Annotated in this window: 23 protein-coding genes; all 23 read right to left on the bottom strand. The window is 58.4% G+C overall.

Annotated elements, in window-relative coordinates; genetic code table 11:
- Nucleotides 1–68 precede the first annotated feature (68 nt).
- Nucleotides 69–2,126, bottom strand: a complete 2,058-nt coding sequence (locus tag ACR3EG_RS10145; protein ID WP_480495383.1) for a DNA polymerase III subunit gamma/tau domain-containing protein — start codon at nt 2,124–2,126, stop codon at nt 69–71.
- Nucleotides 2,126–2,860: a phage tail tip lysozyme gene (locus ACR3EG_RS10140; protein ID WP_480495381.1), complete on the bottom strand. Its 735-nt coding sequence runs from the start codon at nt 2,858–2,860 to the stop codon at nt 2,126–2,128. The genes ACR3EG_RS10145 and ACR3EG_RS10140 overlap by 1 nt, the downstream gene beginning before the upstream one ends.
- A complete protein-coding gene (locus tag ACR3EG_RS10135) occupies nt 2,857–3,729 on the bottom strand; it encodes a tail fiber domain-containing protein (protein WP_480495380.1) in 873 nt (290 codons plus the stop codon). The genes ACR3EG_RS10140 and ACR3EG_RS10135 overlap by 4 nt, the downstream gene beginning before the upstream one ends.
- 61 nt (nt 3,730–3,790) lie before the next feature.
- On the bottom strand, nt 3,791–4,270 hold the full coding sequence (locus tag ACR3EG_RS10130; RefSeq protein ID WP_480495378.1) for a GNAT family N-acetyltransferase: 480 nt from the start codon (nt 4,268–4,270) through the stop codon (nt 3,791–3,793).
- Between the two features lie 114 nt (nt 4,271–4,384).
- Nucleotides 4,385–4,972 carry a DUF4376 domain-containing protein gene (locus ACR3EG_RS10125; RefSeq protein ID WP_480495376.1) on the bottom strand — a complete coding sequence of 196 codons (588 nt, stop codon included), beginning with the start codon at nt 4,970–4,972 and terminating at the stop codon, nt 4,385–4,387.
- Between the two features lie 9 nt (nt 4,973–4,981).
- Nucleotides 4,982–8,050, bottom strand: a complete 3,069-nt coding sequence (locus ACR3EG_RS10120) for a hypothetical protein (RefSeq protein ID WP_480495375.1) — start codon at nt 8,048–8,050, stop codon at nt 4,982–4,984.
- A gap of 2 nt (nt 8,051–8,052) precedes the next feature.
- Nucleotides 8,053–9,636, bottom strand: a complete 1,584-nt coding sequence (locus ACR3EG_RS10115; protein ID WP_480495373.1) for a hypothetical protein — start codon at nt 9,634–9,636, stop codon at nt 8,053–8,055.
- An 11-nt stretch (nt 9,637–9,647) separates the two neighbouring features.
- The gene (locus tag ACR3EG_RS10110) at nt 9,648–10,328 is read right to left on the bottom strand and encodes a hypothetical protein (protein WP_480495371.1); all 681 of its coding nucleotides are present in this window, start codon (nt 10,326–10,328) and stop codon (nt 9,648–9,650) included.
- Entirely contained in the window at nt 10,325–11,002 is a 678-nt protein-coding gene (locus ACR3EG_RS10105; RefSeq protein ID WP_480495370.1) for a phage adaptor protein, read from the bottom strand. The genes ACR3EG_RS10110 and ACR3EG_RS10105 overlap by 4 nt, the downstream gene beginning before the upstream one ends.
- A 38-nt stretch (nt 11,003–11,040) precedes the next feature.
- The gene (locus tag ACR3EG_RS10100; protein ID WP_480495368.1) at nt 11,041–11,721 is read right to left on the bottom strand and encodes a hypothetical protein; all 681 of its coding nucleotides are present in this window, start codon (nt 11,719–11,721) and stop codon (nt 11,041–11,043) included.
- Between the two features lie 62 nt (nt 11,722–11,783).
- Nucleotides 11,784–12,227 carry a hypothetical protein gene (locus ACR3EG_RS10095; protein ID WP_480495366.1) on the bottom strand — a complete coding sequence of 148 codons (444 nt, stop codon included), beginning with the start codon at nt 12,225–12,227 and terminating at the stop codon, nt 11,784–11,786.
- A gap of 75 nt (nt 12,228–12,302) precedes the next feature.
- Nucleotides 12,303–13,394 (bottom strand): N4-gp56 family major capsid protein, encoded by a 1,092-nt coding sequence (locus tag ACR3EG_RS10090; RefSeq protein ID WP_480495364.1) that lies wholly within the window; start codon nt 13,392–13,394, stop codon nt 12,303–12,305.
- Between the two features lie 102 nt (nt 13,395–13,496).
- Complete coding sequence (locus tag ACR3EG_RS10085) at nt 13,497–13,685, bottom strand: hypothetical protein (RefSeq protein ID WP_480495363.1); 189 nt, start codon at nt 13,683–13,685, stop codon at nt 13,497–13,499.
- A 52-nt stretch (nt 13,686–13,737) separates the two neighbouring features.
- The gene (locus tag ACR3EG_RS10080; RefSeq protein ID WP_480495361.1) at nt 13,738–14,715 is read right to left on the bottom strand and encodes a hypothetical protein; all 978 of its coding nucleotides are present in this window, start codon (nt 14,713–14,715) and stop codon (nt 13,738–13,740) included.
- Between the two features lie 44 nt (nt 14,716–14,759).
- Nucleotides 14,760–15,104 (bottom strand): hypothetical protein, encoded by a 345-nt coding sequence (locus ACR3EG_RS10075; RefSeq protein ID WP_480495359.1) that lies wholly within the window; start codon nt 15,102–15,104, stop codon nt 14,760–14,762.
- A 4-nt stretch (nt 15,105–15,108) separates the two neighbouring features.
- Nucleotides 15,109–15,381, bottom strand: coding sequence for a hypothetical protein (locus ACR3EG_RS10070; RefSeq protein WP_480495357.1), 273 nt, complete (start codon nt 15,379–15,381; stop codon nt 15,109–15,111).
- On the bottom strand, nt 15,378–15,701 hold the full coding sequence (locus ACR3EG_RS10065) for a hypothetical protein (RefSeq protein WP_480495355.1): 324 nt from the start codon (nt 15,699–15,701) through the stop codon (nt 15,378–15,380). Before ACR3EG_RS10065 ends, ACR3EG_RS10070 begins: the two co-directional genes overlap by 4 nt.
- Before the next feature lie 30 nt (nt 15,702–15,731).
- Nucleotides 15,732–15,932, bottom strand: coding sequence for a hypothetical protein (locus tag ACR3EG_RS10060; RefSeq protein WP_480495354.1), 201 nt, complete (start codon nt 15,930–15,932; stop codon nt 15,732–15,734).
- A complete protein-coding gene (locus ACR3EG_RS10055; RefSeq protein WP_480495352.1) occupies nt 15,929–18,217 on the bottom strand; it encodes a portal protein in 2,289 nt (762 codons plus the stop codon). Before ACR3EG_RS10055 ends, ACR3EG_RS10060 begins: the two co-directional genes overlap by 4 nt.
- Nucleotides 18,210–18,647 carry a hypothetical protein gene (locus ACR3EG_RS10050; RefSeq protein WP_480495351.1) on the bottom strand — a complete coding sequence of 146 codons (438 nt, stop codon included), beginning with the start codon at nt 18,645–18,647 and terminating at the stop codon, nt 18,210–18,212. Before ACR3EG_RS10050 ends, ACR3EG_RS10055 begins: the two co-directional genes overlap by 8 nt.
- A complete protein-coding gene (locus tag ACR3EG_RS10045) occupies nt 18,644–20,326 on the bottom strand; it encodes a hypothetical protein (protein ID WP_480495349.1) in 1,683 nt (560 codons plus the stop codon). The genes ACR3EG_RS10050 and ACR3EG_RS10045 overlap by 4 nt, the downstream gene beginning before the upstream one ends.
- Entirely contained in the window at nt 20,326–20,787 is a 462-nt protein-coding gene (locus ACR3EG_RS10040; RefSeq protein WP_480495347.1) for a hypothetical protein, read from the bottom strand. The genes ACR3EG_RS10045 and ACR3EG_RS10040 overlap by 1 nt, the downstream gene beginning before the upstream one ends.
- A gap of 121 nt (nt 20,788–20,908) precedes the next feature.
- Nucleotides 20,909–21,394 carry a hypothetical protein gene (locus ACR3EG_RS10035; protein WP_480495346.1) on the bottom strand — a complete coding sequence of 162 codons (486 nt, stop codon included), beginning with the start codon at nt 21,392–21,394 and terminating at the stop codon, nt 20,909–20,911.
- Nucleotides 21,395–21,416: the final 22 nt, after the last annotated feature.

Raw genomic sequence — 21,416 nt, 5'->3', positions numbered from 1 at the left:
ATTGAAAAGGCCCCGCCGCAAGGAGAAACGACGGGGCCAGACCGACTGGTGAACCAAGGGGGGAAGTCCTAGCCGGTATAGGGTGCGGGTTTGGGGGGCCTTCTAAGCTCCTGACCTGCCTGTTCGTTGCGCCGCAATAGTTCGATTGCTGCCGCGTCCTGTTCTTGCGGGGTCATTTTCTGCCACTGACCGTAAGGCAGTTGCTCAGACAGGGCCTTTTTCGCGCTTGCAATCAGTTTGGCGTTGTCGGCGGGAGATTTCATATCGTGCTTCGCTTGTTCCAGCATCAGATCGCGCTCAAACTTGCGCTGCTCGGCGGCGACCTCTGCCGACTGAGCCAGCTGTGAATACAGGGTTTCGAACACTTGCTCAGGCGACAAGGCGTAGATACCAAGCTCAATTATGTCGGACTGATCCGCGAAGTTTTCAACGAATACCTCACCTGTCTTAGTGTTCTTAAATTGAACCTGTGCACCAGTGATATTCCCTGCGTTGTCACGGGTGAAGCCAGAGCCTTTGCGGATCACTTCGTATCCGTCGTCATAAGAGTTGTACGTATCGGAAAGGTGATCAAGAAAGGCATCGTCGTCACCGATGGCAGCGGCATGAACCGCCTTACTCCACGATTCCATTTGGCTTTTGGCCTCACGGCTCTTGGCCCAATCCTCGAACGCCTGTGCCTTTTCGATATCACCTTGCGACGCGTAGTATTCGATCAGGCGCGGCACGGCTGTTTCGGCGTAGTGATCAAGGAACGACTTGGACGCGCGATTGCGCTCACCTTCCGTGGCTTTGATTGCGCCATCCTTGCCGACGACCCCACGCCCCTGCGGCGCGGTGGCGGCAGCCACAGCCACAGACGGCGATCCACCTTCATCGGGCGGCGCGCTAACTGCACGCTCATGCATCGCTTGAACTTCGGCCTTTTCATCTGCTGGCATGTTCGGTGCAACGGGCGCTTGTGCGGCCCGTTGCACGTCCTCAGTCATGGGAACAGCAGGTTCAGTGTTGATCTGCGGCGGGGTCTCCGCTGTTGGCATAGCAGGCGCGGACGATTGCCGCATGTTGAGCGGTTGATCCGGCTGTGACGCAATAACGGGGGCACCGGTCGGCACGGGTTCGGCCTGCGGCTGGCTCGGGCCCCGCACGTTGTACCGCTCTTGAACAACGCCCCGGCGGTGCTTTTCGTCCAGATCCGCTTGTGTCGGTTCTTCGTGCCCCTGACGGTTCAGGTAGTCTTGGTACGCTGCGTCATCGGCGGCCTTATCAAAAGATGTGGGCGACGTTACGCGCCGCAAATTCTGCTCTAACGCACCTGGCTCCATCTGTGCGATGAGTTGCTGCGGGGTCATGCCCCGACGTTCGGCCAGCGTTGCGATGGCTTCATCTGGTAGGGATTGCAATAGGTTCGCTTGCACCTTGTTCACATGTTCTCGGCGCATTTGGATATCTTGAGCGGTCAAAGGTTGCCCGGTACGCGCGTCGACACCTGACGCGAGTTCAGCGGCCGCCCGGTCAGCAGCACGGGCCTGAATGCGCACTGGACCGCCAATACCAGCCCCCACGGCAATTTCTTCAAACTGACCTGAAAACGGCGACATTTCCTGTTCCGTCAGACCTATTGGTGAATCTGAATGAGGGTCAATCACGCCGCGCGCTTGCGGTGGGCGTTGAACAGGTGCCGGTGCCGTATCGGATGAGACGCGCGGGGCCTGTTGCTGCGGAACGACCGACTGTTCCGGTTGGGCCGGCGCAACGTCGATCACGCCGCGCTCTTCTGAGCGGTTGCGGGTGGACAAACGAACGGGCACGGGCGCGGCCTGCGGTCCCGGAACGACCTGGGGTTGTGGGTTCGGCACTTCCGTTGCGGTACCTTCTATCACATCACCGCTATCATAACTGGCTTTGGCATCCGCTGCGATTGCAGCCAAAACCCCGCGTTCTTCTTCAGCCCTACGGTGGGCCGCATCCTGACGCCCCCACTCAACTTCTTGCCGTGCGCGGGTCTTATCGGTCCACTCGTCATTCTTCTTCTGACGTTCGCGACGCTCATTGCGATCCTCGACGGACATGCCGTAGCTGTATCCGCGCATAGCGCCGTCAATAAAAGCCCCAAGTCCTGACATTAGCTGCTCTCCTTGTTTCGATAGAAACGATCCAACAACCGTTCCCCCTGATCGACCGCACCGTCGATTCCGCGCTCCGGCGGCGGTGGGGGCGCTACATCTGTGTTCGAGAAACGATCAAAGACCGACGAGGCATAACCTGCGCGCCGTTCCAGATGGGGGGTGCCCGGTCGCCAAAACTTGTTTGACGCTACACGCGCTGCCTCATCTGCCGTCTTGGTCGCGTTGATGGCCGCCCACGCCCTCTTCTCGGTGGTTTGGCCTTCATGCAGAATGTAGTCGATCTGCGCGTCAAAATCGGTTGGATCTACCCCCCTCTCTGCCGCGAATGCCTTGTATCCGCGCATGCGCGGGCCGTTGAATTGTGGTGCGCCGAATGCGTTGCCGTTGTCGCCCACGGCTGCTGGGTCGATCTGTGCGCCGCTCTCCTGCATCAGATTGCCGGTCAGGCCCGCCGCCACATGCGGGGGCAAGCCCGCGTCTGTGAAGCGGTTGTAGGCGTGGCTCACGCGGTCACTGATAGCCCCGTCGTAGGTGAACCGTTCCGGAGTGGCCGCTGTAATATCTGGGGAAACAACTTCCGTGACCCCGCGTACCACCTTAGGATCTGGTGCACCCGCCTCAATCTCGGATTTGACCCCCCGCTCATTGCGGCGGGCCTTCATGTCCTCGATTTGCATACCAGTGGCGTAGCCGTTGGCGAGGCCGCTCATGAAAGATCCCGCGCCGCTCATGACATGGCATCCTTCACGCTGCGAGGCTTAACCGTTTTGGCAAGGTCATCCACCTTGTCAGCCAGTTCCTTGACCGCGCCCATGGTGACGCCGATAGCATCGACAACAGGGATGGTCTTGCCATCGCCCTTGCCGGTAGCGGCTTGGAAATCCTCGGCATAGGGGCCGATGTGCTGGCCGCCGTCGCCCATGCCGTCTTTGTACTTCCATTCCTCGACCGGCATATCCTTGAGGGCTTCCAGAACGCCGCGCGCGGGTTTCTTGTCCTCTTTGGCGTCTTTGGACGACAGCATCATCATGCCCATACCGGCCATACTGCCCAGACCACCCCACAGGCTGTTGTTGGAGGCTTGGTTGGCCTGATGCGCCTGCATTCCTTGCTGCCACTGGGTGTTCAACCCGTTCATCATATCGCGGTTGCCTTGCATTGCCCCGCTAAAGCCTTGCGCGCCAGATTGGTTCGCTAGGCCCATGGATGTTGCCGGATTGACGGCTAGTCCGCTGCCAAGGTTTACAGCCTGTCCACGAAGCTGCCGCCCCTCCGCCTCGACCAAGCGGCGCGAGTTTTCATCCGCCCCAGCTTTCGCCAACGCGGTATCAAGCGCGTCCCGACGGTCTGCTGCATCTGCGCGACCGGAGCGAGGATCCACGCCCATACGGGATTGATAGCGTTGCCGTGCTGAACGCGACAAACCGGCCTGCTGCTCAATCGCAGCGACCGACCGCCCAGCGGCAGCCTCACGGCGTTCAGCTGTGTCATAATTCTGAGCTTCTTGAATGAATTGGTCTTGAAGCGGCTCGAATACTGTCTTGTACCGATGCCGATCTTCGGATGCCCAACGGTTTGAGATAGCCGCTTGGCCTCTCATCCATTCGAGATAATCCCGCCCTAGAGCGGCGTTTTCCAGTGCGGCTTGCCCAATACGTGGATCAGGTGACGGCGCTCTTGAAGAACTCTTCCCCATTTTCTGCCTCGTGCGTTTCATGCAACGAAGCATCTTGCCCGTCAGGTTTCTTGTGTTGCTGGATAAACCGGCATTCTTCTTTCAGCATACCAAGGATGACCGCATCTTCGCCGTCCAAAGCAGACCGCCGCACACCCTCAACCTTGAAGCCCAGTTTTAAGGAATTGACGAGCGCGGCGACATTTGACGCGGGAATCTGAGCGTTTACGCGAGTAAGGCCCAGTTCAAGAAATGGATATCCGAACAAGCGCGCCAATGTAGAACGGGTCGCCCACCTCCGCGTCTTTGCCGTTGCAATGTGCATGTGGCAAGCCTGATCGTAGAAAGCATTGTAAACGACGACGGCGTGAATCTGCTGATCATCGTCAACAACTGCAATCGGTCTGCTTTCTGGCGGCCACACAGAATCGAGACCAAGGCGCGCAGCGGCCCAGCCCAGAAGCAAGTACGGTTCGCTGTTGGTGACAAATCGAGCCATTGCCCAAAACCCCTACATATTGCGCTCAATATGCCACAAAGCAACATCAATGACTAGATGTAGTATCTGCGATCAACGGTGTCAGACTGATGTTTGCCAGTTGCTGTCGTTTTTCAGGTCATCGTCCATCACCACGGCCTCTTTCAGAGGCCAAGACGCCTTGATGATGTCGGATACGAATTTTGCGCCTTCCGCCCATGTCATTGCCAGTTGCAGTGAATTGAGGTCATGGACATCATTCATCCCATCCCGAAACGGTTGGATGGTCGGATCAGTCGCCAGTCGGGCGGCAAAGGCCGGGTCCGCCATCAAGGCGCGCAGTACGGCCCCAAACGCCAGTCCCATCAGGTTTATCTGGCCTTCTCGATCACCTGTCAGCCAGACCGGAGTGTTATAGCCGAATTGCGAGATATCGAACTCTTTGCCGGTTGTGATACGGCGGTTGCGCTCTTCGTTCACCTCGTAGCTTTCCACCTGGTACGACACCATTACGAGCTTGCCCTTTTGGACCGCCCATTTGCGAACGTCCTCGATGTTCACATCCTCGGGGATCGGCACCGTTGTCGCATCCGGTGAAACGAATTGGCTGTCACCGATGAGTGTGTTGATCACTGGACCCGACGTAGGGTCTTGTGGATCAGGATCGTAAAACGCCACGCGCACAAACATGATAGCCTCCTACTGTGCTCTGAATGTGTAGTAGATCGTCACATTCGCCGTACTGGTGCGAATGATCGGTCGATCATGGCTGAAAAACGAGATTGATGGCGCGCTCGGCGTAATATGAACCCAATGCGATCCCGTTGGCTGGATGGCGATGGTCGCGCCGAAAGCCGACAATTGCCAGAAACCGCGATTGGGTGCGATTGAAGGGAAGAACACATCCAACGGATTCCCGCTGCCCGAATTAAACATCCCCGTTGCAGTTGGCGCGACCCCGACAGGCGCGGCTTGAACAAAGACCTCGGTTGACGTTTGCACAACAACAGCACCCGCGCCGCCCGTCGCCCCTTGGCCGCCAGCGGTTTCGGTAAAAATGTCCTGACCTTGTTGACCCCTTACCCGGTTGGTGCCGCCCCCCGCACCGCCCAGGCCGCCGGGTCCGATTGAAATAACCAGTTTAGGATCAGCATACCCGGAGATGTTTATGACGGGTGTTCCTGTTGCCCCGCCCTTGCCTCCGCGCCCGCCGTATTTTCCGGTTCGGGTGTGGGATTTGATGTATGCCGCCTGCCGACTGTCCCAAACCCGCTGAATTTCACGCCCAGGCGTCCCCCCTGCGCCACCATTCCCATAAGGGTTCTGCTGCGCGATATCAGCCGCTTGAAAATAGTCGAAAACGCCGCCGCCGATACCTCCGCCATAGGCTGTCCAAGACCCCTTTAACGTCGCACCGTCATAGAGGTGCAGGATCGTATTTCCCCCCGGCGCACCATTGAAACCGCCCTCATCCTTGTAGTCGGTGCCGCCCCGTCCACCACCGCCGCCACCCTGCAGTTGCGCGGCAAAAGACGTCTTGCCCGCCAAAGAAACCGTTTGATTGTATGTGTAGGTATTTGTCGCAGGTACGCCCGCCCCAATCAGGTACTGACCGTTTTTTATGACAAGCCCATCTTGTTTGGTCAGGCGAATATACTCTTCCACACCGTTGGCGCTGCGCCCGATCATGAAGCCAAAGGCGGAATTTCCGGCACCGTCATCATGGCGACCCATGTAGACGCCGTCATTGACGAAATCGCCCGGTCCCTGCTTGTCCATTCGGAACCCGGCATTGACTGCGTCGATATCCAGAAACTCATCGACCTCGATATACTTCGCCTTGACCTCTTTCGAGTTGAGGTGTTCCGCGAAAATCGCCCGCACGCGCAGCTTCTCGCGCCCGATGCTGTCAGCCTGAATGTTGCCGCCGTTGATGATTGTCGCACCGCCGGGGGTCCAGATCGCAGGCCCCTTCGCGTCCTCATGTGTGGGCGACACCATCGGCTTGTGAATGAACAGAAAGCTGTTGGCGTCCGAGGTGGTGCCGTATTTCGTGATCTTGATCGTTGCAAAGGCGGCATTGGCCGGGGCCTGCGCTTTGCCCCAAATGCGATCCCAGCCGTCAGGGTTCGCGGACCCGCCGCCGGTTGAACTGCCTTTAGCAAAAACACCCGTTGAGCCGATCACCGTGGCGGTGTCATTGACAAATTGAATATCAACCTTGTACTGGCACCGCAGCGAGAACACATAGGCGCTGAAATCCAGCCAATCGCCCGGTTTGCAGGGGATGTTCATCAGGCTGCCTGCCGGGGACTTGATGAACAGGACAGCCGCGCCCACGGTGCTGACACCATCCTGATGCATCATGAATGTGGGGTAGTTGGCCCCGGCATAGCTGAACCCGGCCTCGCGCCTGCCGATTGTTGTTTCCGTGGACACGGCACCGGAACTGTCAGCCGCGGATAACGCCCATCCGGCATGGCCATGGGCAAACACCGGATCGTGCAAAAGGTTCGCTGTCGACCCCGTTACCAAACGATCCGCTGACAGGGTGCCTTTTGCGGTGATTGTGTCCGCATTCAGCTTGATCGCAGACCCGGCGTCGTTGCCATCGGCGTTGTCCCACGCAACAAGCTCGAACTCGGCCACGGATCCGCCCGCCTTGGCGCGCAGCACGTGGGCGGCCTGTGCTTTCCCATGCACATCCGCCATGGCGCTACCAAAGTTCTCAATGCCAGCCACTTTGCCCTGATTGTCGACTGACAGCTGATTGAGCATGGCCGCAAAGGCCGTGGTATCAGTCAGATCAAGCCCGGTGATTTTGCCGACCGACGCGCGCAGATCGGCCGCGGGCGGCAGAGCCAGGGCCGTTGTGGCAAACTGGACGGAGATTGCAGCGATCTTGAACGCTTTGCCGCCGCCTGTGACCAGATCAGACCAGAGCGCGATATAGTGGCTGATGCCGTTGGGCGCGTTTGGTACGTCATAGGTGAAATCCACCCATGTCCAACGATCGGTAATCGCTGCAGTGAGAAAACCGGAATCGCCCGTCCCATTGGTCGAATAAGACAGTGCAACATGTGAGGCCGCGTCGGTCTCTGGTGCGCGGACCAGGACAGACACTTTTGCCTGTTTGCTGCCCATTACATCCGCGATGACGGGCGGGACCGCGACAACAAGGTCGCCGTTTGGCACGCCCCCAGACGCGCGAACTGCGCCCTGATCGGTGACTGTCGTGGTGTTCGTGTAACCCAACTCAGGTTTGCCGGTCAGCGCCGACCCGGCGGGCGCACCATGCAGCTTTGCCAGATCGTTGAAGATCACAGCATATCCCGGCACCAACCCGTGGACATGTGACAACGCCCCATCGGCGCGCGCCTCACTGGCAGCAAAGGCGTCCGTCAGCTTCCCGGTAAACCCGTCTGTCAGAGCGGTGAGACTTTGCGACACCTGACCTGCTGTCTGACTGGCCGTGTTGGCGGTCGCGGCGGCTTGTGAGGCGACGGTTTCAGCACCGCCCAACCTTCCAAGAACGGACAGTGGGTCCGGGTTGTCTGTGCTGCCAATGACGCTCTGAACCTGGCTAACTGTCGCCGTGGTGGATTGCAAAGCAACTCGAACGGATCCGAACCGTTCGAAGAAGTCTTGCAACTCACCGTACCTAACAGCGCGGTCGGATGGCTTGCCCCTGCGACCTGCAAGAACTTCAAGGTCTTCGGATTGACGCTGACCCTCCTGGCTGGAAAGATTTGGGTGCAAGATCCGCACGGCTATGCCCTCCCCTGCAGTTCTGCGACGCTTGTCGCAAAGCTCAAGGCGGTTACAGACACTTTGCCTGAGATTTCAACTTCCCAATGCCGCGCCTCTACGTCCGGTAGACGCTCAATGCTATCAAGTTCAGTGATGGTGTGGACGACTTGCCCATCCGCTATTATTTTCGCCGAAAACCCCGAGGGCTGTTCCAGTTTTTCGCCTTCTGCTTTGAAGCACGAGAATCCAACAGCAACCGGAAGGTCGTGTAGCTTCGAGCGCCACTTTGCCGTTCGGTAGCCCGCCGATCCGGGGTCATCGAACACATAGAGCTTGTTGTCGGCTTCCTGCAAGTACAGTCGACCTGTCCTTATGTCGTGATAGGCGCAGTTCAGGGTTACATCCGAACGCATGAAAAACGGCTGTTCACCGGTCAGGTCAATGATACCCGTCTTTTCTGACGCTCCGTCCAGCGACCCGGAGAAACCGAACACATACTGTCCGTCCAAGTGACTCGCCACAAAGGATTCCGGTCGCAATGCCGTCCATCCTTTCCGGCTGAACAGGGGGCGCGTGACAAGTTGAGCGCCCGCGCTGGAAACCAGAACAAGCCCTTCTGTCGACGGGTAAGCCGCCGCATATCCGAGATCCACAATCCCCCGCTTCGCCAAGCAAGGTAGTTTCTCTTCGCTTTTCTCAAGGATGAAAGTCTCGGGCTCCGTCCCCTGCCCCCGGTACGGCGTCCCTTTGGTCATTACAGCGAGTTGAGACCCAAACGCAGCAAGGCCAACAATGTCATAATCCACCGTCAGGCTGTATTTGCGGGGCCATGCATGGGGTTGATACGGCTCACAGAAATGCAATTCCCGGTCAGTGTGACCAACCATCATGCCGTTAGGCATTGCGATAATACCTCTCAGGTCATCAGGCGGCGTGTTATAGTCCGTGGTCTGGATGCTTTCATTCAAAGGGTGCGTATCAAGGCTGTGGACGAAAGATGCAGCCGGCGCGTTTTCCTCTGCCACAAAAAACAGACTGGTAGTGCCGTAATCCGAGGTCCGCGACCTGTAGATCCGCATCTTGGTCACGTTCCGGCCCACCGGGGGCGCTGCAAAATTGTTGACAAGAACACTAACTGTCCCGTCTGTCTGGAGCGCGTCATCTTGGGCCGGACTTGGGGCGCTTTCCTCCCCATAAGCGGTAACCCATGTGTAGACGTAGAGAACCGTTTCCGTGTTCTCTGTACCCGGCGCCGACTGGTTTGCGATTGTCGGGGCCGTCGCAGGTGCTGGTAGAGCGAGGCTATACCATGTGTTGTTTGCAAACATCTTGGGAACGCCGTCGCCGGTAACATAGAGCCGATCAGTTGCAACCGGCCCAGGCAAAACATTCACATCAATGTCCCAAGACAGCCACGAGACGCCATGGAGGTACGCCGTTTGCTTTGGTGAGACTAAATCTGTCACCTCCGTTGAGCCTGACAGCGGGGTTATGGCACCGTCATCCAGCCGAACATTGACAGACAATTGCGCCGCGTTCGGCACAAGGTGGCGCGGCTTGATTTTCGGGAACTCGCCTGTGAAACCCGTTGTTGTAATCAGCATACGGGGCCTCCCTAGAAGAAGCTAGAACGGGACCGCACCGGGGCTCGATGCTGGCCGCGCAGTGGAGACTGAAAGTTGCTATCGCAGGCCATATTGAACTTGGCCTCGTAGACAGCCGCGTTGTTCGGGTCATACCAATTCGTCTTTGAAAGGTTCAGCAGACGTGCCAAAGCACCCCACGCGACCTTTTCAGCCGATTGCGTGAAGATATGGGCTGGAACAACGTTGAATTTCTCTTGCAGGGGCGCGGCTGGGTTCATGCCATACTCCGTTCCTGAAACCGGCTTGAGAAACAGGGACATGTTCAGCGTGCCCGCCTGAAACGGGTAAACAGTGACAGTGTTCGGTGAAGACTGCGTAATATAGCTCGGGGTTCCGCCCTCAGACACCTTGCCCAGATCATCCAGAGACATACTGGAAAACTGTGTCGGCGTCAGCTTTATCGCGTCCACGGTTGCGCTTGAAAACTCGGCCTGTTCGATCTCGTGAATGGTCGCATAGTCAGGCGCAACAATGGCTTCGTTTTGCTCATCAATCGCAGTCGCGACCACTTCCCGCCAGCAGCGTGTACGTTCGCACCACTCAACAGCGGCCAGCCGCAAGTTTTGCAGCGCAACGGGACCGGGACACTGCGGCGCGTGCGGCAATACAAGGGGCAGGAAATCGCGCAGGTGACGTGTCGGCAGGGTCATGCGCTGGCTCCTGTGGTTTTAGTCGTAGTCGCCTGATCCGTGGCCATCTTCTTGCCGATCTGGGATGCGTACATGTTGTAATGCGCTTGCGACCGCGCAGCGTTGGCCGGGTCATCGCTGTCCTTGGCAAAGGCGCGATAAAGCACGTAGTCGGTCAACGCGTTCTCGAAGATCGCGGGGGCTGGCACGTCTTGTGTGTAGGTCGCCAGATCAAGCGGATCCGACGCATCGGCCATGGGTGTTGGGATGATCGACACCACGGCCTCAATGATACCCGTCCCGCTATTTGACGGAACAACGTGAAAGCTGCGGGGATCGGCAACGTCTTGAATGACGTGATCCACAACCGCAGAGGCGGGCCATACATTCGTGTCTTGCCAACCGGGCATGACCACATCGAGGGACGTTCGCGAAACAGCTGTGACGACTTTACCACCTTTGTTGCGCAAGACGCGTATCAAAGAAATGTACTTGGCGTCGATCGCTGTCAGGTCTTGGACCGTGCCAGCGGCAAGGGGTAGCTCTACGGTCTCGGTAACGGCGTTTGGCTTGTCGAGCGCCAAGGCTTTCAAGCCTTTGTTCAGGTAGAGCAATAGTTCAGAAAGGGGCCAGCGCACGTGGCTTTTGTCCAGCAATGTGATGGACGCGACTTCGAGAATGTCTTTGGCCTGCATTGCGCGCCAGCCCCTTGATATGTGGTTGTCCGCGAGGTTTATTCAGCCGCACTGGTCGTCGCGTCGTCCTCAGCCAATTTGGCCTTGATGCGGTCGAAAATGGTTTCGTCCTTGGCCTGTGCGTTCGGTTTGCGACCGTTCAGCAGTTCAAAGGCGGCTTCCAGATCGGCGCGGGACACGTCGCCTGCAACTTCCGCCGCTTTGACAGTCAGCACCGCCTCCTGTGGGTCGTTTGCGACCGCAGGTTCTGATGTTGGCTCCGGCTCAACAGGCTCAACCGTGTTGGGCTTTGCTGGCTCGACTGCCGCTAGCGGCTGTTCGCTGGTGATCGCGTCAGGAACCGTGCCCTCAATGCCCTCAGATACAGGCGCAACAGGCGCAGGAACGTTCCCAAAAACACCCTCTTCAAGAACCACGCCCTGTTCTGCTAGGGTCGCCCGTGCCGCTTCTGCTTCCTCTTCTGCTCGCTGCTCTTCTTCTGTAAGCAATCCACCAGTACCAGCAGCGATAGCAGCCACAGAGGCTTGCGGCGCGGTCGCTTGAGCGGGCATGTGCAATTCATAGCCCTCTGGGATCGAAAGAAAGCGCGCCAGGTGCTTCTGGTTTTCGACTATAGCCAAGTGCGGGCCTTTGGGTTCACGAGGTTGGAAGTGGTAATCTGTGCCGTCGATATCGACTTGCGTTCCACCCTCGCGTTCAATCTTGCAGCGAACGTCCATGTTCACGGTCTCCTTGATGTTTCGGGGGATAGGCGGGCCGGTTACCCCGGCCCGTCAGGGGATTAGTAGGTGTACTGAACAACAACCTTGATCTTGTCGCCTGCGCCCTGATTTGCGCTCAGCTTAACGCCAAGGCCACGGTGCTTGTCGCTTGGCGTCAGGGCCAGGCAGGTGGCCATGGGCGCGGCGTTCTCGGTCGATGCGCCCGCTACATCGAGATCGTCAAACAGCAGCGCAGCGGTCAGGGCGCGGGCGTCGTCGTCCTCACCTTCGTCACCGGACAGGATCCCAATGTCGGCGGTAGTGCCAGCGGCGAAATTCTCCGTCAGGGTGGTCGCGGCGATAACCTGTGCGCCTGCAGGAATGGACCCGATTTCAAGCACGTCTGTCGCGGCGGTATAAGCCTTGTCGAAAGTGTGCTCAAAGATCGCGGCAGCAACCATGCCAGCCGCATACGGGGTCGGCGGCGACAAACGGCGCAGCGCGTGTTTCGATTGGTGGAGCATGTCGATACCTCGTTCTTGCTCTGGATGGTTGGGGGTGGTGGAGAAACGGGGCCGTGTGGCCCCGCTCAAATCGGCTTACTCGGCAGCAGCCGTGTCGATGGCCATCACGCCGAAATCACGCTTGTTGAACCGGGTTTTCTTGATGCCGACGATTGTACCCGCCGCAACGATGGGCTCGTTGCCGTGGTCCTCGACCTCTTCCGACCAGGTGAAGCGCGATTGCTTGGCCACGCCATAGGCGCAGACACCGGCCTGACGGCCCATGAACAGCGCCCGGGCAGCTTCGACGTTGTTACCAGCGCCGTAATCGTTGAACCGGATCACCGACGAGTGGCTGTGCAGAACAACGTTGTTGATCATGCCCAGACCGCCCTTGAAGATCTTGTTCTTGTTGCCCTCGGCAGATGCTGCGGCTTTTTGCAGTTCCAACCACCCGGAGGTGCCGGTTGCAGTACGCATATCTTCTTCCTGATAGGGCGACATGACCAGAACATAGCGTTCTTCGCCGTCGATAGAGACCGGCACCATGTTGGCAACCTGCGGGTTGCGAGCGCGCATCATGCGGCTGCGGGTGACAGCCTTTTCAACCAGATCGCGCGTCAGCTTGTCCGCAGCGGTAAGTGTGCCCTTGGACGTGGCGGCACCACCAAACAGGATATGATCGTCATCAGGCGCATCCAGCGAATTGCCTGCGTGGCCAGTGAAGTCGTCATCTTCGATGAAGTCTTCGTTGATTCCCCGCGCACCGGACAGGTAGATGAACATGAGTTCGTCCAGGTATTTCGACCAGTAGTCGCCAAGACGCGCCTTGCCCACCTTGCGCAAATCATGCGCAGTACGCTTGCGGGTCATCTTGCCGCCAGCCGAAACGGAGTGACGCAGCTGATCCACGATCACTTCGTCAGTGTAGAACTTCAAGTTCTCTTCTTTGCCCTTGAGGCGGTTGTCGCCTTTGGTGGGCTTTCCGCGCAGCTGCACGGAAAGGTCGAACGAAACACGGTCGCCCTGATCCGATTCAATGTCGGTCTTTTCTTCAATGATGTTGTTGTCACCTTTGCCGATGAACTTCTTGGTGAAGTACGATTTCGACAGGGTGTCGATGGCGAGGTTAGAGCCCCATTTCTTTTGGGCTTTGACGTCACCAAAAGGGATAACAGTCTGCGACATGTGATGTCCTCATGTTGGATCGCGTTGAACCAGCATCAGCACATCTTGCGCTTTACCTGCATGAAGACTACCACATGTTGTGTTTATGGTGAAGCCCCCGCGTTATACTCGCGGGTTGCTTCCTGCATCAGCGCCACACTCGGCCTGTTCGCCATTTCGGGCGTGGTGAACTTCGGTCCCATCAGGAGCTTGAATTGCAAGGGTCAGGTTGTCGTCCGTCGCCTTGCGCACCAGAATTACCGAGTCACCGATCGTCAGTGCGTCGCCCTTTTTCAGTTTACGGATGAGCATCTATTCCTGTCCCTTTTTGTTCTTGCTCGATGTTTGGCGGGGGATACCGGCGTTAGCCGATATCCATGGACGAGAACTCGTCCCGCTGCTCGGGCGTGAGCTTCATCAAAGCCTGCTCGAACGCAATTGGGTCATCCCCTTGGGCCAGACGTTCCAGCGCCGCATACGGACTGTCACTGCCACCTGAAATGTCCGACGCCGGGGTATTGGCCAGAGTGACGGGCGGGGTCCGCATGTCAGGCTTATCCCCATCCTTCGCGGGCTCCGTCGCTTTAGCCTGCGGCTTTGGATCAGGCGTCGGGTCAGGGGTGGGCTCCGGGGTGGGCTGGGGTTCACTGCCTTTAAGGGCCGGCACACCCTGCAATCCGGTGTGTTTGGCTTGGAAGGCCAGCAACTCGTGGGCCGCGTTCAACTGCTGCTTATTGGTCATGTGGGCGTACATTGGATTGCCCGTGACACTGCGAACGGCAGCATCAAAGGCGGTCAGAACGTCCTCACTGCCTTTCAGTTCCGGATAGGCGGTCAAGTGCGCCTGCACAGACCCACGCCAGTCGTTCATTTCAGTGTTCGCCGCATCCTGCGCAACCGCGCGCTGTGCCTTCACCTGGTCGGCCTGCTGGTCAATCTCTTCCAGCTTGGTTTGCAGTTCCTGCCGGGTCAGATCGCCATCTTCGTACTGATCCAGCAACTCATTACGCTGCTCTCCAAACGACGCAATTTGCTGATCCAGTTCACCTATATCGACATTCGACCGCTTGGGCGCAGGTTCAGCGGCCGCAGGTTCCGGTTCAGGGTCGGCGGCCTGTTGGGCTGGTTCGGGGTCCGCTTCGGGGTCTGCCCCTGCCTCTGGTTCAGGGGAGGGTTCCGGGTCGGCCTCGGGCTCGGGCGTGGAGCCTTCTTCCTCAAGGAAGTCGCTTTCATCCAACGCCTCTCGTTCCTCATCGGTCAGGAAATCCATGATCGCGTCATCAACTTTGTCGGCGTCTGTTTCGTCAGCCTCGGGTGCTGGTGCGGCTGTATTCGGGTCCATGTGTTCAGTCCTTGTTGCTGGTATCAGAGGGGGCCGATGAGTACTTAGAGCTTGCTCAGTCGTTCAACATCGTAGGAAAGTTCAGCGGCGATGCTATTCAGGCGCTCTAGGCGCCGGTCGAGTGCCTCAAGATCACTGTGCGGCTCGGTGGGATCATCGTGAGCAGCGGTGTTGCCAGACGTCGGCTCAGCCCCGATCAGGCGGTTGGCGTTTTCACATGCCATACGGCTGATGTATTCGGCCCGCTCAATCAAATCGTCCAGCATTCGAATGCGCAGTTGTATCAGGCCCGAAGCGACAGCCAAGGACGGGCCATTGCCCGTGTCGCCTACATCAGACCTCGTGGCGCTACCATTCGCAGCGTAACCCATAGCTGTTTGTTGGTTCATCTTCTTAATCCTCCTTGGATTGTTGAGGTTTGTACTGCGCAACCATCCGGTCGATGTTCTTGCGCGACAGATCGGCCAAGAGGCCGTCTAGCTGCACGGTGTTAGCCGCGATGTGGCGTTTGCCGATGCCTTCTTGATGCGCGTCGGGGCCGGTTTCGTAGACCACAAAGCCGTTTTCGACGGGCTCTACGCGTAAAGCGAAAGAAGCGACTGCTTTGGTCATGTCGGGGCCGTTTTCGGATGCCATAAGATTGCGATATGGAGGCGATCCGATCATGCGCCGCCCTCGGTTTCCAAGATCAAGCGCAGATCCATCCAGCCCAGACGAGCCGAAACCAAGAGCAAGAGCCCCTGCATTTCGTCGGGCCTGTTGGCAAAGTTGCCCTTGGTGGCGCGCTCAAGAATGCTGCGGAACCCTTTGCTGGTGCGGCACTCCGCTACCAGGTTCGCCAATGTCTGCTGTTGTTCCGGCTCCATGTCCTCAATGGCAGGACCGGGTTCGTCACCGATGGCTTGCAGAAACGCTTGGGACATTTCGTGAGCCACGCGCATGGCGTAGCCCACCTGTTCCTGTTGCGTCAGATTGTTGTCGTTCACGGCTATCTCCTTATTGCCGGGTGAAGCGGGTCAGCGACGGCCCTTGTTGCGCAACATGCGCTCAAGGCTTCCGCTTTTGGGTTTGTCGGGCTTGCAGCCGTAGGCGCGGCGGGTCTGCCGTGCGGTGCGGTGGCCAAGCTCAATTTCTGGCTCCGGTGCCGTGGTCCACGCCATCGCGGCGGCCCCACGGCCCACTGTTCCTGCCATGATTATGCGGTGTTCTGGGTTCATGCCGTTCCCTCCACTGGTGGTAGCTGTTGAGCGGGTGCAGGCAGGGCCGGTGCAGGCTGCTGCGCTGGCATAGGCTGGGGCATGGGCTCCGGTGCGGGCTGCCCTGCCCCCTCGAACCCGGATTCTGCCAAGACCTGATCCGCGATCCCTGCGATTGCCGGTGCGCCTAGGATTTGTGCGGCCGCTTGCAGAGCCTTGGCCTGCGTTTCGGCATTGGCCCCGGCAGTTTCGGCCAGAATGCGCCCGACCTCGGCCATGACCTTTTCGGTATCGACCTGTGTTTTCGCGGCCTTGGCTTGCTTCTCGGCGGCGCTGGCTTCCTTCTCCGTGACCTCGGCCTCTTTCATGCGCTGCATCAGGGCCATTTCCTGAGCCTGCATTTCCTTGCGCTGCATGGTATCTGGATCTGGGTTGTTCGGATCCGCGTCGGGATCTTCGGCCCCGGTTATCTGGCGAATGCGCTTCACCAGTTCTTCGCGCTGCGGCACGTCCATGGTTTCCACCAGTAGATCCAGCGTGGCCATGACGATCTGAGGCGCGGTGCCCGCAAGCATCTGCATCAGTTCCAAGAGCGATTCCACCTGTGCCATGCGCAGAGTGGCGTTCCAGTCCTCTTCGCTGATGATGAAATCAGCCTTGGTCTGAACGATATCGTTCTCGGGCAGGCCGTCGTTCACCGTCACCCATTCGGGATTGCCCCGCATGTTGGTGATGCGGAACTGCTTCTCCTGATCCATGAACTGTTCGGTCAGGCTCAGCATCTTCTCGCCGTGAACCTGGCGCGCAAAGCGCAGGTTGTCGAAGATGGTGGCTGTTGCCAGCGCGCCTTGGTCCTGACGCGCCACGATGGCCTTGCCAGAGGTCGCATTGGTTGTCCGGCCCATGTTCTCATCTGTGACGCCCCCAACCTGCTGGATCATGCCGATAGAGCGCGACATGAGGTCCAGATGGGCAGGCGCAAGTTCACGATCCACGTTCAGGTCGATCATCTTGTTCGGCTTTTTCACGATGATCGCGTCAGGGCGCGAAACCTCTTCGGCAAACTCCGTAAGATCATCCACCGCCCCCTCATCCATGACGACTTTGTTGGTCGACAGGATATGCAGCGCCTTGGAGGCCCGCTTGTTCACATCGCTCTGCGGATCGCGCATGTGGCGGATCGGGCTGTAAGGCATGTTGTCACGGTCTCGGCGATAGGCCCAGATCGGAGTGAACGGATAGCGGTTGTGGCGGTACGGGCTCTTTGACAGGTGCAGAAGGCCCGCTTCGGTCATGATGGCCACAAACATGCGCATACGGACGCGCTTTTGAAGCGTGGCTTTCTGAGCTTCCAACTCACGCATGTGGCCTTGGCTCAGAGGATCGAACAATTCACCCCGGAACTGGCCACCGCTCATGTACTCGTCCTCGGACGGCACCCGGAACCACGCTTCAATCAGACGGACGCGGCCCCGGTCGGGCTGTTCAGTGCCCAGCATCAGCGATGAGTTCTGCTGATACGCCTCTTCCATCGAGTCCATAGCCTCGTCTCCGGTGCCATCCAGCGCGCGGAAGATATCGAAGGTCTTGTTGGCCGCGATGTTGATGACATCCTGACGCTTGGGGAACATGGACTTGGCAATGTCCGTGTCGGCCCATTTGCTGCGGAAGATGTAGCGTCCATCTGACAGGTCCAATTCCTGCGCGACGCTGTCCCACAGCATGTTGCGCCAGCTTTCGTACCGGTCATAGATCGGTTCGCCCTCATCGTCGCTCTGAACGCCGGATTCGAGCCAGCCAATACCGACTTTGGCGGTGTCTCCGAATGCGCGGCTGATATGAAACTCAGAGCGGTTCACATCGCTCAGGTATTTCATCAGCTGCGATTTCTTTTCAGCCGCCTTACCTGCGTCCTCCTGCCGGGGCAGGATCTTGTAATCGGTACGCCCGCGCTTTTCGGTGCCCAAGAGCCACTGATAGGTGGTGGCAATGACGTTGTAGACCAAGGGTTCTTGGCCTCGGTTGCGCAACTCCTGCGCCTGCTGGGGCGTCCACTGCAGGCCGTCCACGAAATCGGCGTCTGTCACCTGTTGTTCGCGGTTTTCTTCCTGCCGCATCAGTTCGGCGCGGTAGAACCCGATCAGCTTGTTGAACATATCCTTGTGGTACTCGTCGTCCAATTGGTTCGGCGCAACACGGGTTGTGATCGGCTGGCTTTCGAGCCGGTCAATAGGGTCGGTCTTGCGCTTGGTACCGGAATAGCTGACCTGACCGGCGAATGCGGGATCATCTTCGTGCTTAAACATTGTCGATGATCTCCGCTTCACGGACCTTGCCGGTGTTGCGGTCGGTCATGATGGCGTCTGCAACCACTTCCTGTTCGGATTCGGGCAGGTTGCGCATGGTCAGCAAGTCGCCCAGATGTTCGCGGATGATCGAAGTCAGGCGAACCATTGTGCGCGGCTCATAGGCGTTCAGGCCCAGAGCATTGGCAAACTCGAAGGTCATGCGGGCACAGTGTGCTGCGTCACCTGTGTGTTCGTCCCACTGATAGGCCATATCCAGCGGCACAAGGCACGGGATCAGGTATTCACTGTCCGAGGGCTTAAAGGTCGGCACCAGCACCATGACGGGCCGCCCGTTGTGCAGGGACCATGTACCGTACACGATCACGTCGCCCTTGCGGCGCTTCCAGTCGTACCGGGTCAGGTCAATTAGGGGGGTCGCAGCGGTCATACGGTCATGCCTCCTGTGGATCTGCGGCTGCGGACCTTCTTGATCGCGGCTTGTGAATTGCTCAGTGCTGTTGCGGGGTCGAAGCCCTGCGCCATCTGCATCAGGGCGTCGGCGGCCTCAGAATGGCCGTCCTGCTTCTCGGGCTCGTCAATGTAGACACCCAGGCGCGTGTTCCACTTCTTGTGGTAGGCTTCGAGGTGGTCGATGCCCTCTTTGCAGCCCTCTTCATCGAACCACAGTTCTTGCCAGCACCCGCGCAACAGCGTGATCGCGTGTTGCTTGGTCTGGACGCGGGGAACAATGTCGTACTTCCAATCTGGGGCCAGATCTTCCAGCATTTCACGGGGCTTGCCGACCTTGTGCTGTAGCTGGCGCTCATGCTCTGCGTCGTGCGGCAGGTACATACGGCCAAAGACGAACCCGCCCTTGATCTGCGCTTCCCGCAGCTTGTTGACGTAGTATGAATACCCCTCGCCCCATCCTTCGATGAACAGCGGAAACCGGCGCTGTGTGCCCACATACTGCATGAGCCATATCGCGGTGCCGTCGCCTGAACCGATATCCCAGAAGGTATGCACGGGTACGTTGCTGACGAACGGAACGCGGCCAATGCGTCCCTGTGCGCGCATAACGGCGAACTGATGCGCGAAATACGTGCCCTCGGTCGATTGCATCCAGCATTCGGCGGGTGTGGATGGGTATTCCTGCCACATCTTCTGTTGGTCGCCGGATTGGCTATTCTCAAGCTCTCCGATGTACCAACGGCGCTGATGGATTGTCAGCTTGACGCCCATCTGCGCTTCGATCTTGTCGAAGTATTCGTGCTGCGTGGCGCTGATCGGCGTATTGTCGTTGGCCGGGGCGCGGTACTCGACCATCTTGTGCCAAGGGGAGAAGTGGAACCGCCACTCTTTCCGGCCCAGCGGGCGCGGGATCTTGGCGCGGGCCTCTGCACGGCTGGCGATGTTGTAGAACTCGCCCTCGCGTCCCTCTGCGGTGGATTCGATCACCGAGATACCCTTGGCCGGAACTGCTGGAATAGATCCGGTGACAATCTCGCGGGCGCGCTCGGGGAAACGCTTGGCGATCTTGCCCATTTCCGAGATATGCAGGCGGTGAATGGTGCCAGAGCGCATGGACAGCGATACGCGGATACTGCTGTTGTTGTGCGCGAAAAGGATCTCTTCTGCGGCCCACTTCTTCACCGGGAACATGGCCTTAACCTCTTCGGGCATGTTCTCGTAGGCGAATTTCACCTTGTCGCGGAAGATCACCTTGGCGTCGGTGTCGCTGTGCGCGATTATGCCAACCCGTTGGTTAGCGACGTAGAGCGCGTGGTCAAGCCACAGGATTGCAATGAGCGTGGTAAAGCCAAGCTGACGGGCTTTTAGAATCACGTTGCGGTAGTGCAGGTTCTCGACAAACTGTCGCTGCGCCGCGTTGGGCTTGAAGGGGATGACTTCACCATCGTTGAAATCATCGTCCTTGGTCATGATCTTATAGAGTTGCCCGGAGAAGATGCGCCAGCGCCAGTGTTTCAGGCACCAAAGCAATTCAATCGGGTTCTGAGGGGTATAGTCCTCGGGTGCATAGCCGCGCACAGCCTGCATGGCGTCGGCAGCTTGTGCCAACCGATCGGCTTCACTCAAGCCGTCGTACTTATGCGCGGCCACACCCATTAGAGCGCGTCACCCTCTGCTGTTTCCAGCCTGTACCAGCGACCCGCGCTATGCTTGCCGTCGATCACAAGCGGCAGGCCGCAGCCAGTCAGAACCCATCCGTCGAATGTTGGATTGGCCACTGCCAGTGGTTCGCCACGGTGGTTCAATAGTTCGAACAGAGCGTCGGGGCTGATCATGATGCGCGACGGCGGCGCAGGAAGGTCACGGAACACAAGGGCGCGTTCCTCCGGCGTGAGTGCGGCTGCGGCCTTCGCTTGCGCATTTTCAGCCGCTAAACGTTTGGCATTGGCACGCTCGACCGCGTTGTTGGCGAATTGGTGGATAGCTTGCCCGAGGGGTGTTCTCCCGTCCGCTGTAAGCCCTGCCAGTTGATCCATCCATTCAAGTTCATCGCTCGACCATTCGGTAACGACGGTCTGATCCCGGTCTGCGCCCATGTCGATTCCTATACTGTTCATGGTCGAACCCACCCTTTTGATAAGTACCAACCGAGTTGGTTTTTTGAGCAAACTCGCCCGGTTCCGGTCTTGGGGTGAAAGATCGAGACCATTCCGAGACAGGGCATGAAGTCTGGTTTTTTCATGTCTTCAAACCGTCAGGCAGAATGTGACTGAGGATCACGTCGGCCAGTTTCTCTGAGTGGCTTCTGGCAAGCGCATTAGCGTGTTCACGCAAGATGTATTGGGTGTATTCGGCAATTTCTGCGCGTTCGCGGGGGGGCATATCGAGGCTGGCGATACTTAGTGGCTCGAAGTCTACGCGCGTGATGTGAACGGGGTCGCGCGCAACGTCTTCGTAACGATAACGTGCCTGATGAACGCGACTGCTGGCCCGAGGCAGAAACTTGCCATAGTCCCTGATTAGCGCGCGATGTTCGCTTTGCAGGTCGATATGGGCGATGTTTAGGCGAGAGTGCTTGTCCGCCAGCGCGTCATACGTCCTGCGGCGCACCAAAGGCGAGTTGTTTGCAGCCCAACGGTGTGCGCTGTGCAGCCGGTTGATCTGACGCGTAACGAACCGGGCAAGGCGGGTGTTTGTCGGCTGTGGAGGAAGGCGATGGGTCATTTGCGCACCTTCTTTTTGAGGC

The organism is Ruegeria sp. AM7 (assembly GCF_056535965.1).
This window is presented reverse-complemented; position numbering and strand designations above follow the sequence as displayed.

Bases quoted from the DNA above. Each gene is read 5' to 3' on its own strand.
- ACR3EG_RS10035 (WP_480495346.1), bottom strand. From the start codon at position 21,394: ATGACCCATCGCCTTCCTCCACAGCCGACAAACACCCGCCTTGCCCGG.
- ACR3EG_RS10095 (WP_480495366.1), bottom strand. From the start codon at position 12,227: ATGCTCCACCAATCGAAACACGCGCTGCGCCGTTTGTCGCCGCCGACC.
- ACR3EG_RS10140 (WP_480495381.1), bottom strand. From the start codon at position 2,860: ATGAGCGGCGCGGGATCTTTCATGAGCGGCCTCGCCAACGGCTACGCC.
- ACR3EG_RS10125 (WP_480495376.1), bottom strand. From the start codon at position 4,972: ATGTTTGTGCGCGTGGCGTTTTACGATCCTGATCCACAAGACCCTACG.
- ACR3EG_RS10080 (WP_480495361.1), bottom strand. From the start codon at position 14,715: ATGGACCCGAATACAGCCGCACCAGCACCCGAGGCTGACGAAACAGAC.
- ACR3EG_RS10115 (WP_480495373.1), bottom strand. From the start codon at position 9,636: ATGCTGATTACAACAACGGGTTTCACAGGCGAGTTCCCGAAAATCAAG.
- ACR3EG_RS10070 (WP_480495357.1), bottom strand. From the start codon at position 15,381: ATGATCGGATCGCCTCCATATCGCAATCTTATGGCATCCGAAAACGGC.
- ACR3EG_RS10055 (WP_480495352.1), bottom strand. From the start codon at position 18,217: ATGTTTAAGCACGAAGATGATCCCGCATTCGCCGGTCAGGTCAGCTAT.
- ACR3EG_RS10050 (WP_480495351.1), bottom strand. From the start codon at position 18,647: ATGACCGCTGCGACCCCCCTAATTGACCTGACCCGGTACGACTGGAAG.
- ACR3EG_RS10090 (WP_480495364.1), bottom strand. From the start codon at position 13,394: ATGTCGCAGACTGTTATCCCTTTTGGTGACGTCAAAGCCCAAAAGAAA.
- ACR3EG_RS10040 (WP_480495347.1), bottom strand. From the start codon at position 20,787: ATGAACAGTATAGGAATCGACATGGGCGCAGACCGGGATCAGACCGTC.
- ACR3EG_RS10085 (WP_480495363.1), bottom strand. From the start codon at position 13,685: ATGCTCATCCGTAAACTGAAAAAGGGCGACGCACTGACGATCGGTGAC.
- ACR3EG_RS10060 (WP_480495354.1), bottom strand. From the start codon at position 15,932: ATGAACCCAGAACACCGCATAATCATGGCAGGAACAGTGGGCCGTGGG.
- ACR3EG_RS10135 (WP_480495380.1), bottom strand. From the start codon at position 3,729: ATGAGAGGCCAAGCGGCTATCTCAAACCGTTGGGCATCCGAAGATCGG.
- ACR3EG_RS10110 (WP_480495371.1), bottom strand. From the start codon at position 10,328: ATGACCCTGCCGACACGTCACCTGCGCGATTTCCTGCCCCTTGTATTG.
- ACR3EG_RS10145 (WP_480495383.1), bottom strand. From the start codon at position 2,126: ATGTCAGGACTTGGGGCTTTTATTGACGGCGCTATGCGCGGATACAGC.
- ACR3EG_RS10100 (WP_480495368.1), bottom strand. From the start codon at position 11,721: ATGGACGTTCGCTGCAAGATTGAACGCGAGGGTGGAACGCAAGTCGAT.
- ACR3EG_RS10105 (WP_480495370.1), bottom strand. From the start codon at position 11,002: ATGCAGGCCAAAGACATTCTCGAAGTCGCGTCCATCACATTGCTGGAC.
- ACR3EG_RS10075 (WP_480495359.1), bottom strand. From the start codon at position 15,104: ATGAACCAACAAACAGCTATGGGTTACGCTGCGAATGGTAGCGCCACG.
- ACR3EG_RS10045 (WP_480495349.1), bottom strand. From the start codon at position 20,326: ATGGGTGTGGCCGCGCATAAGTACGACGGCTTGAGTGAAGCCGATCGG.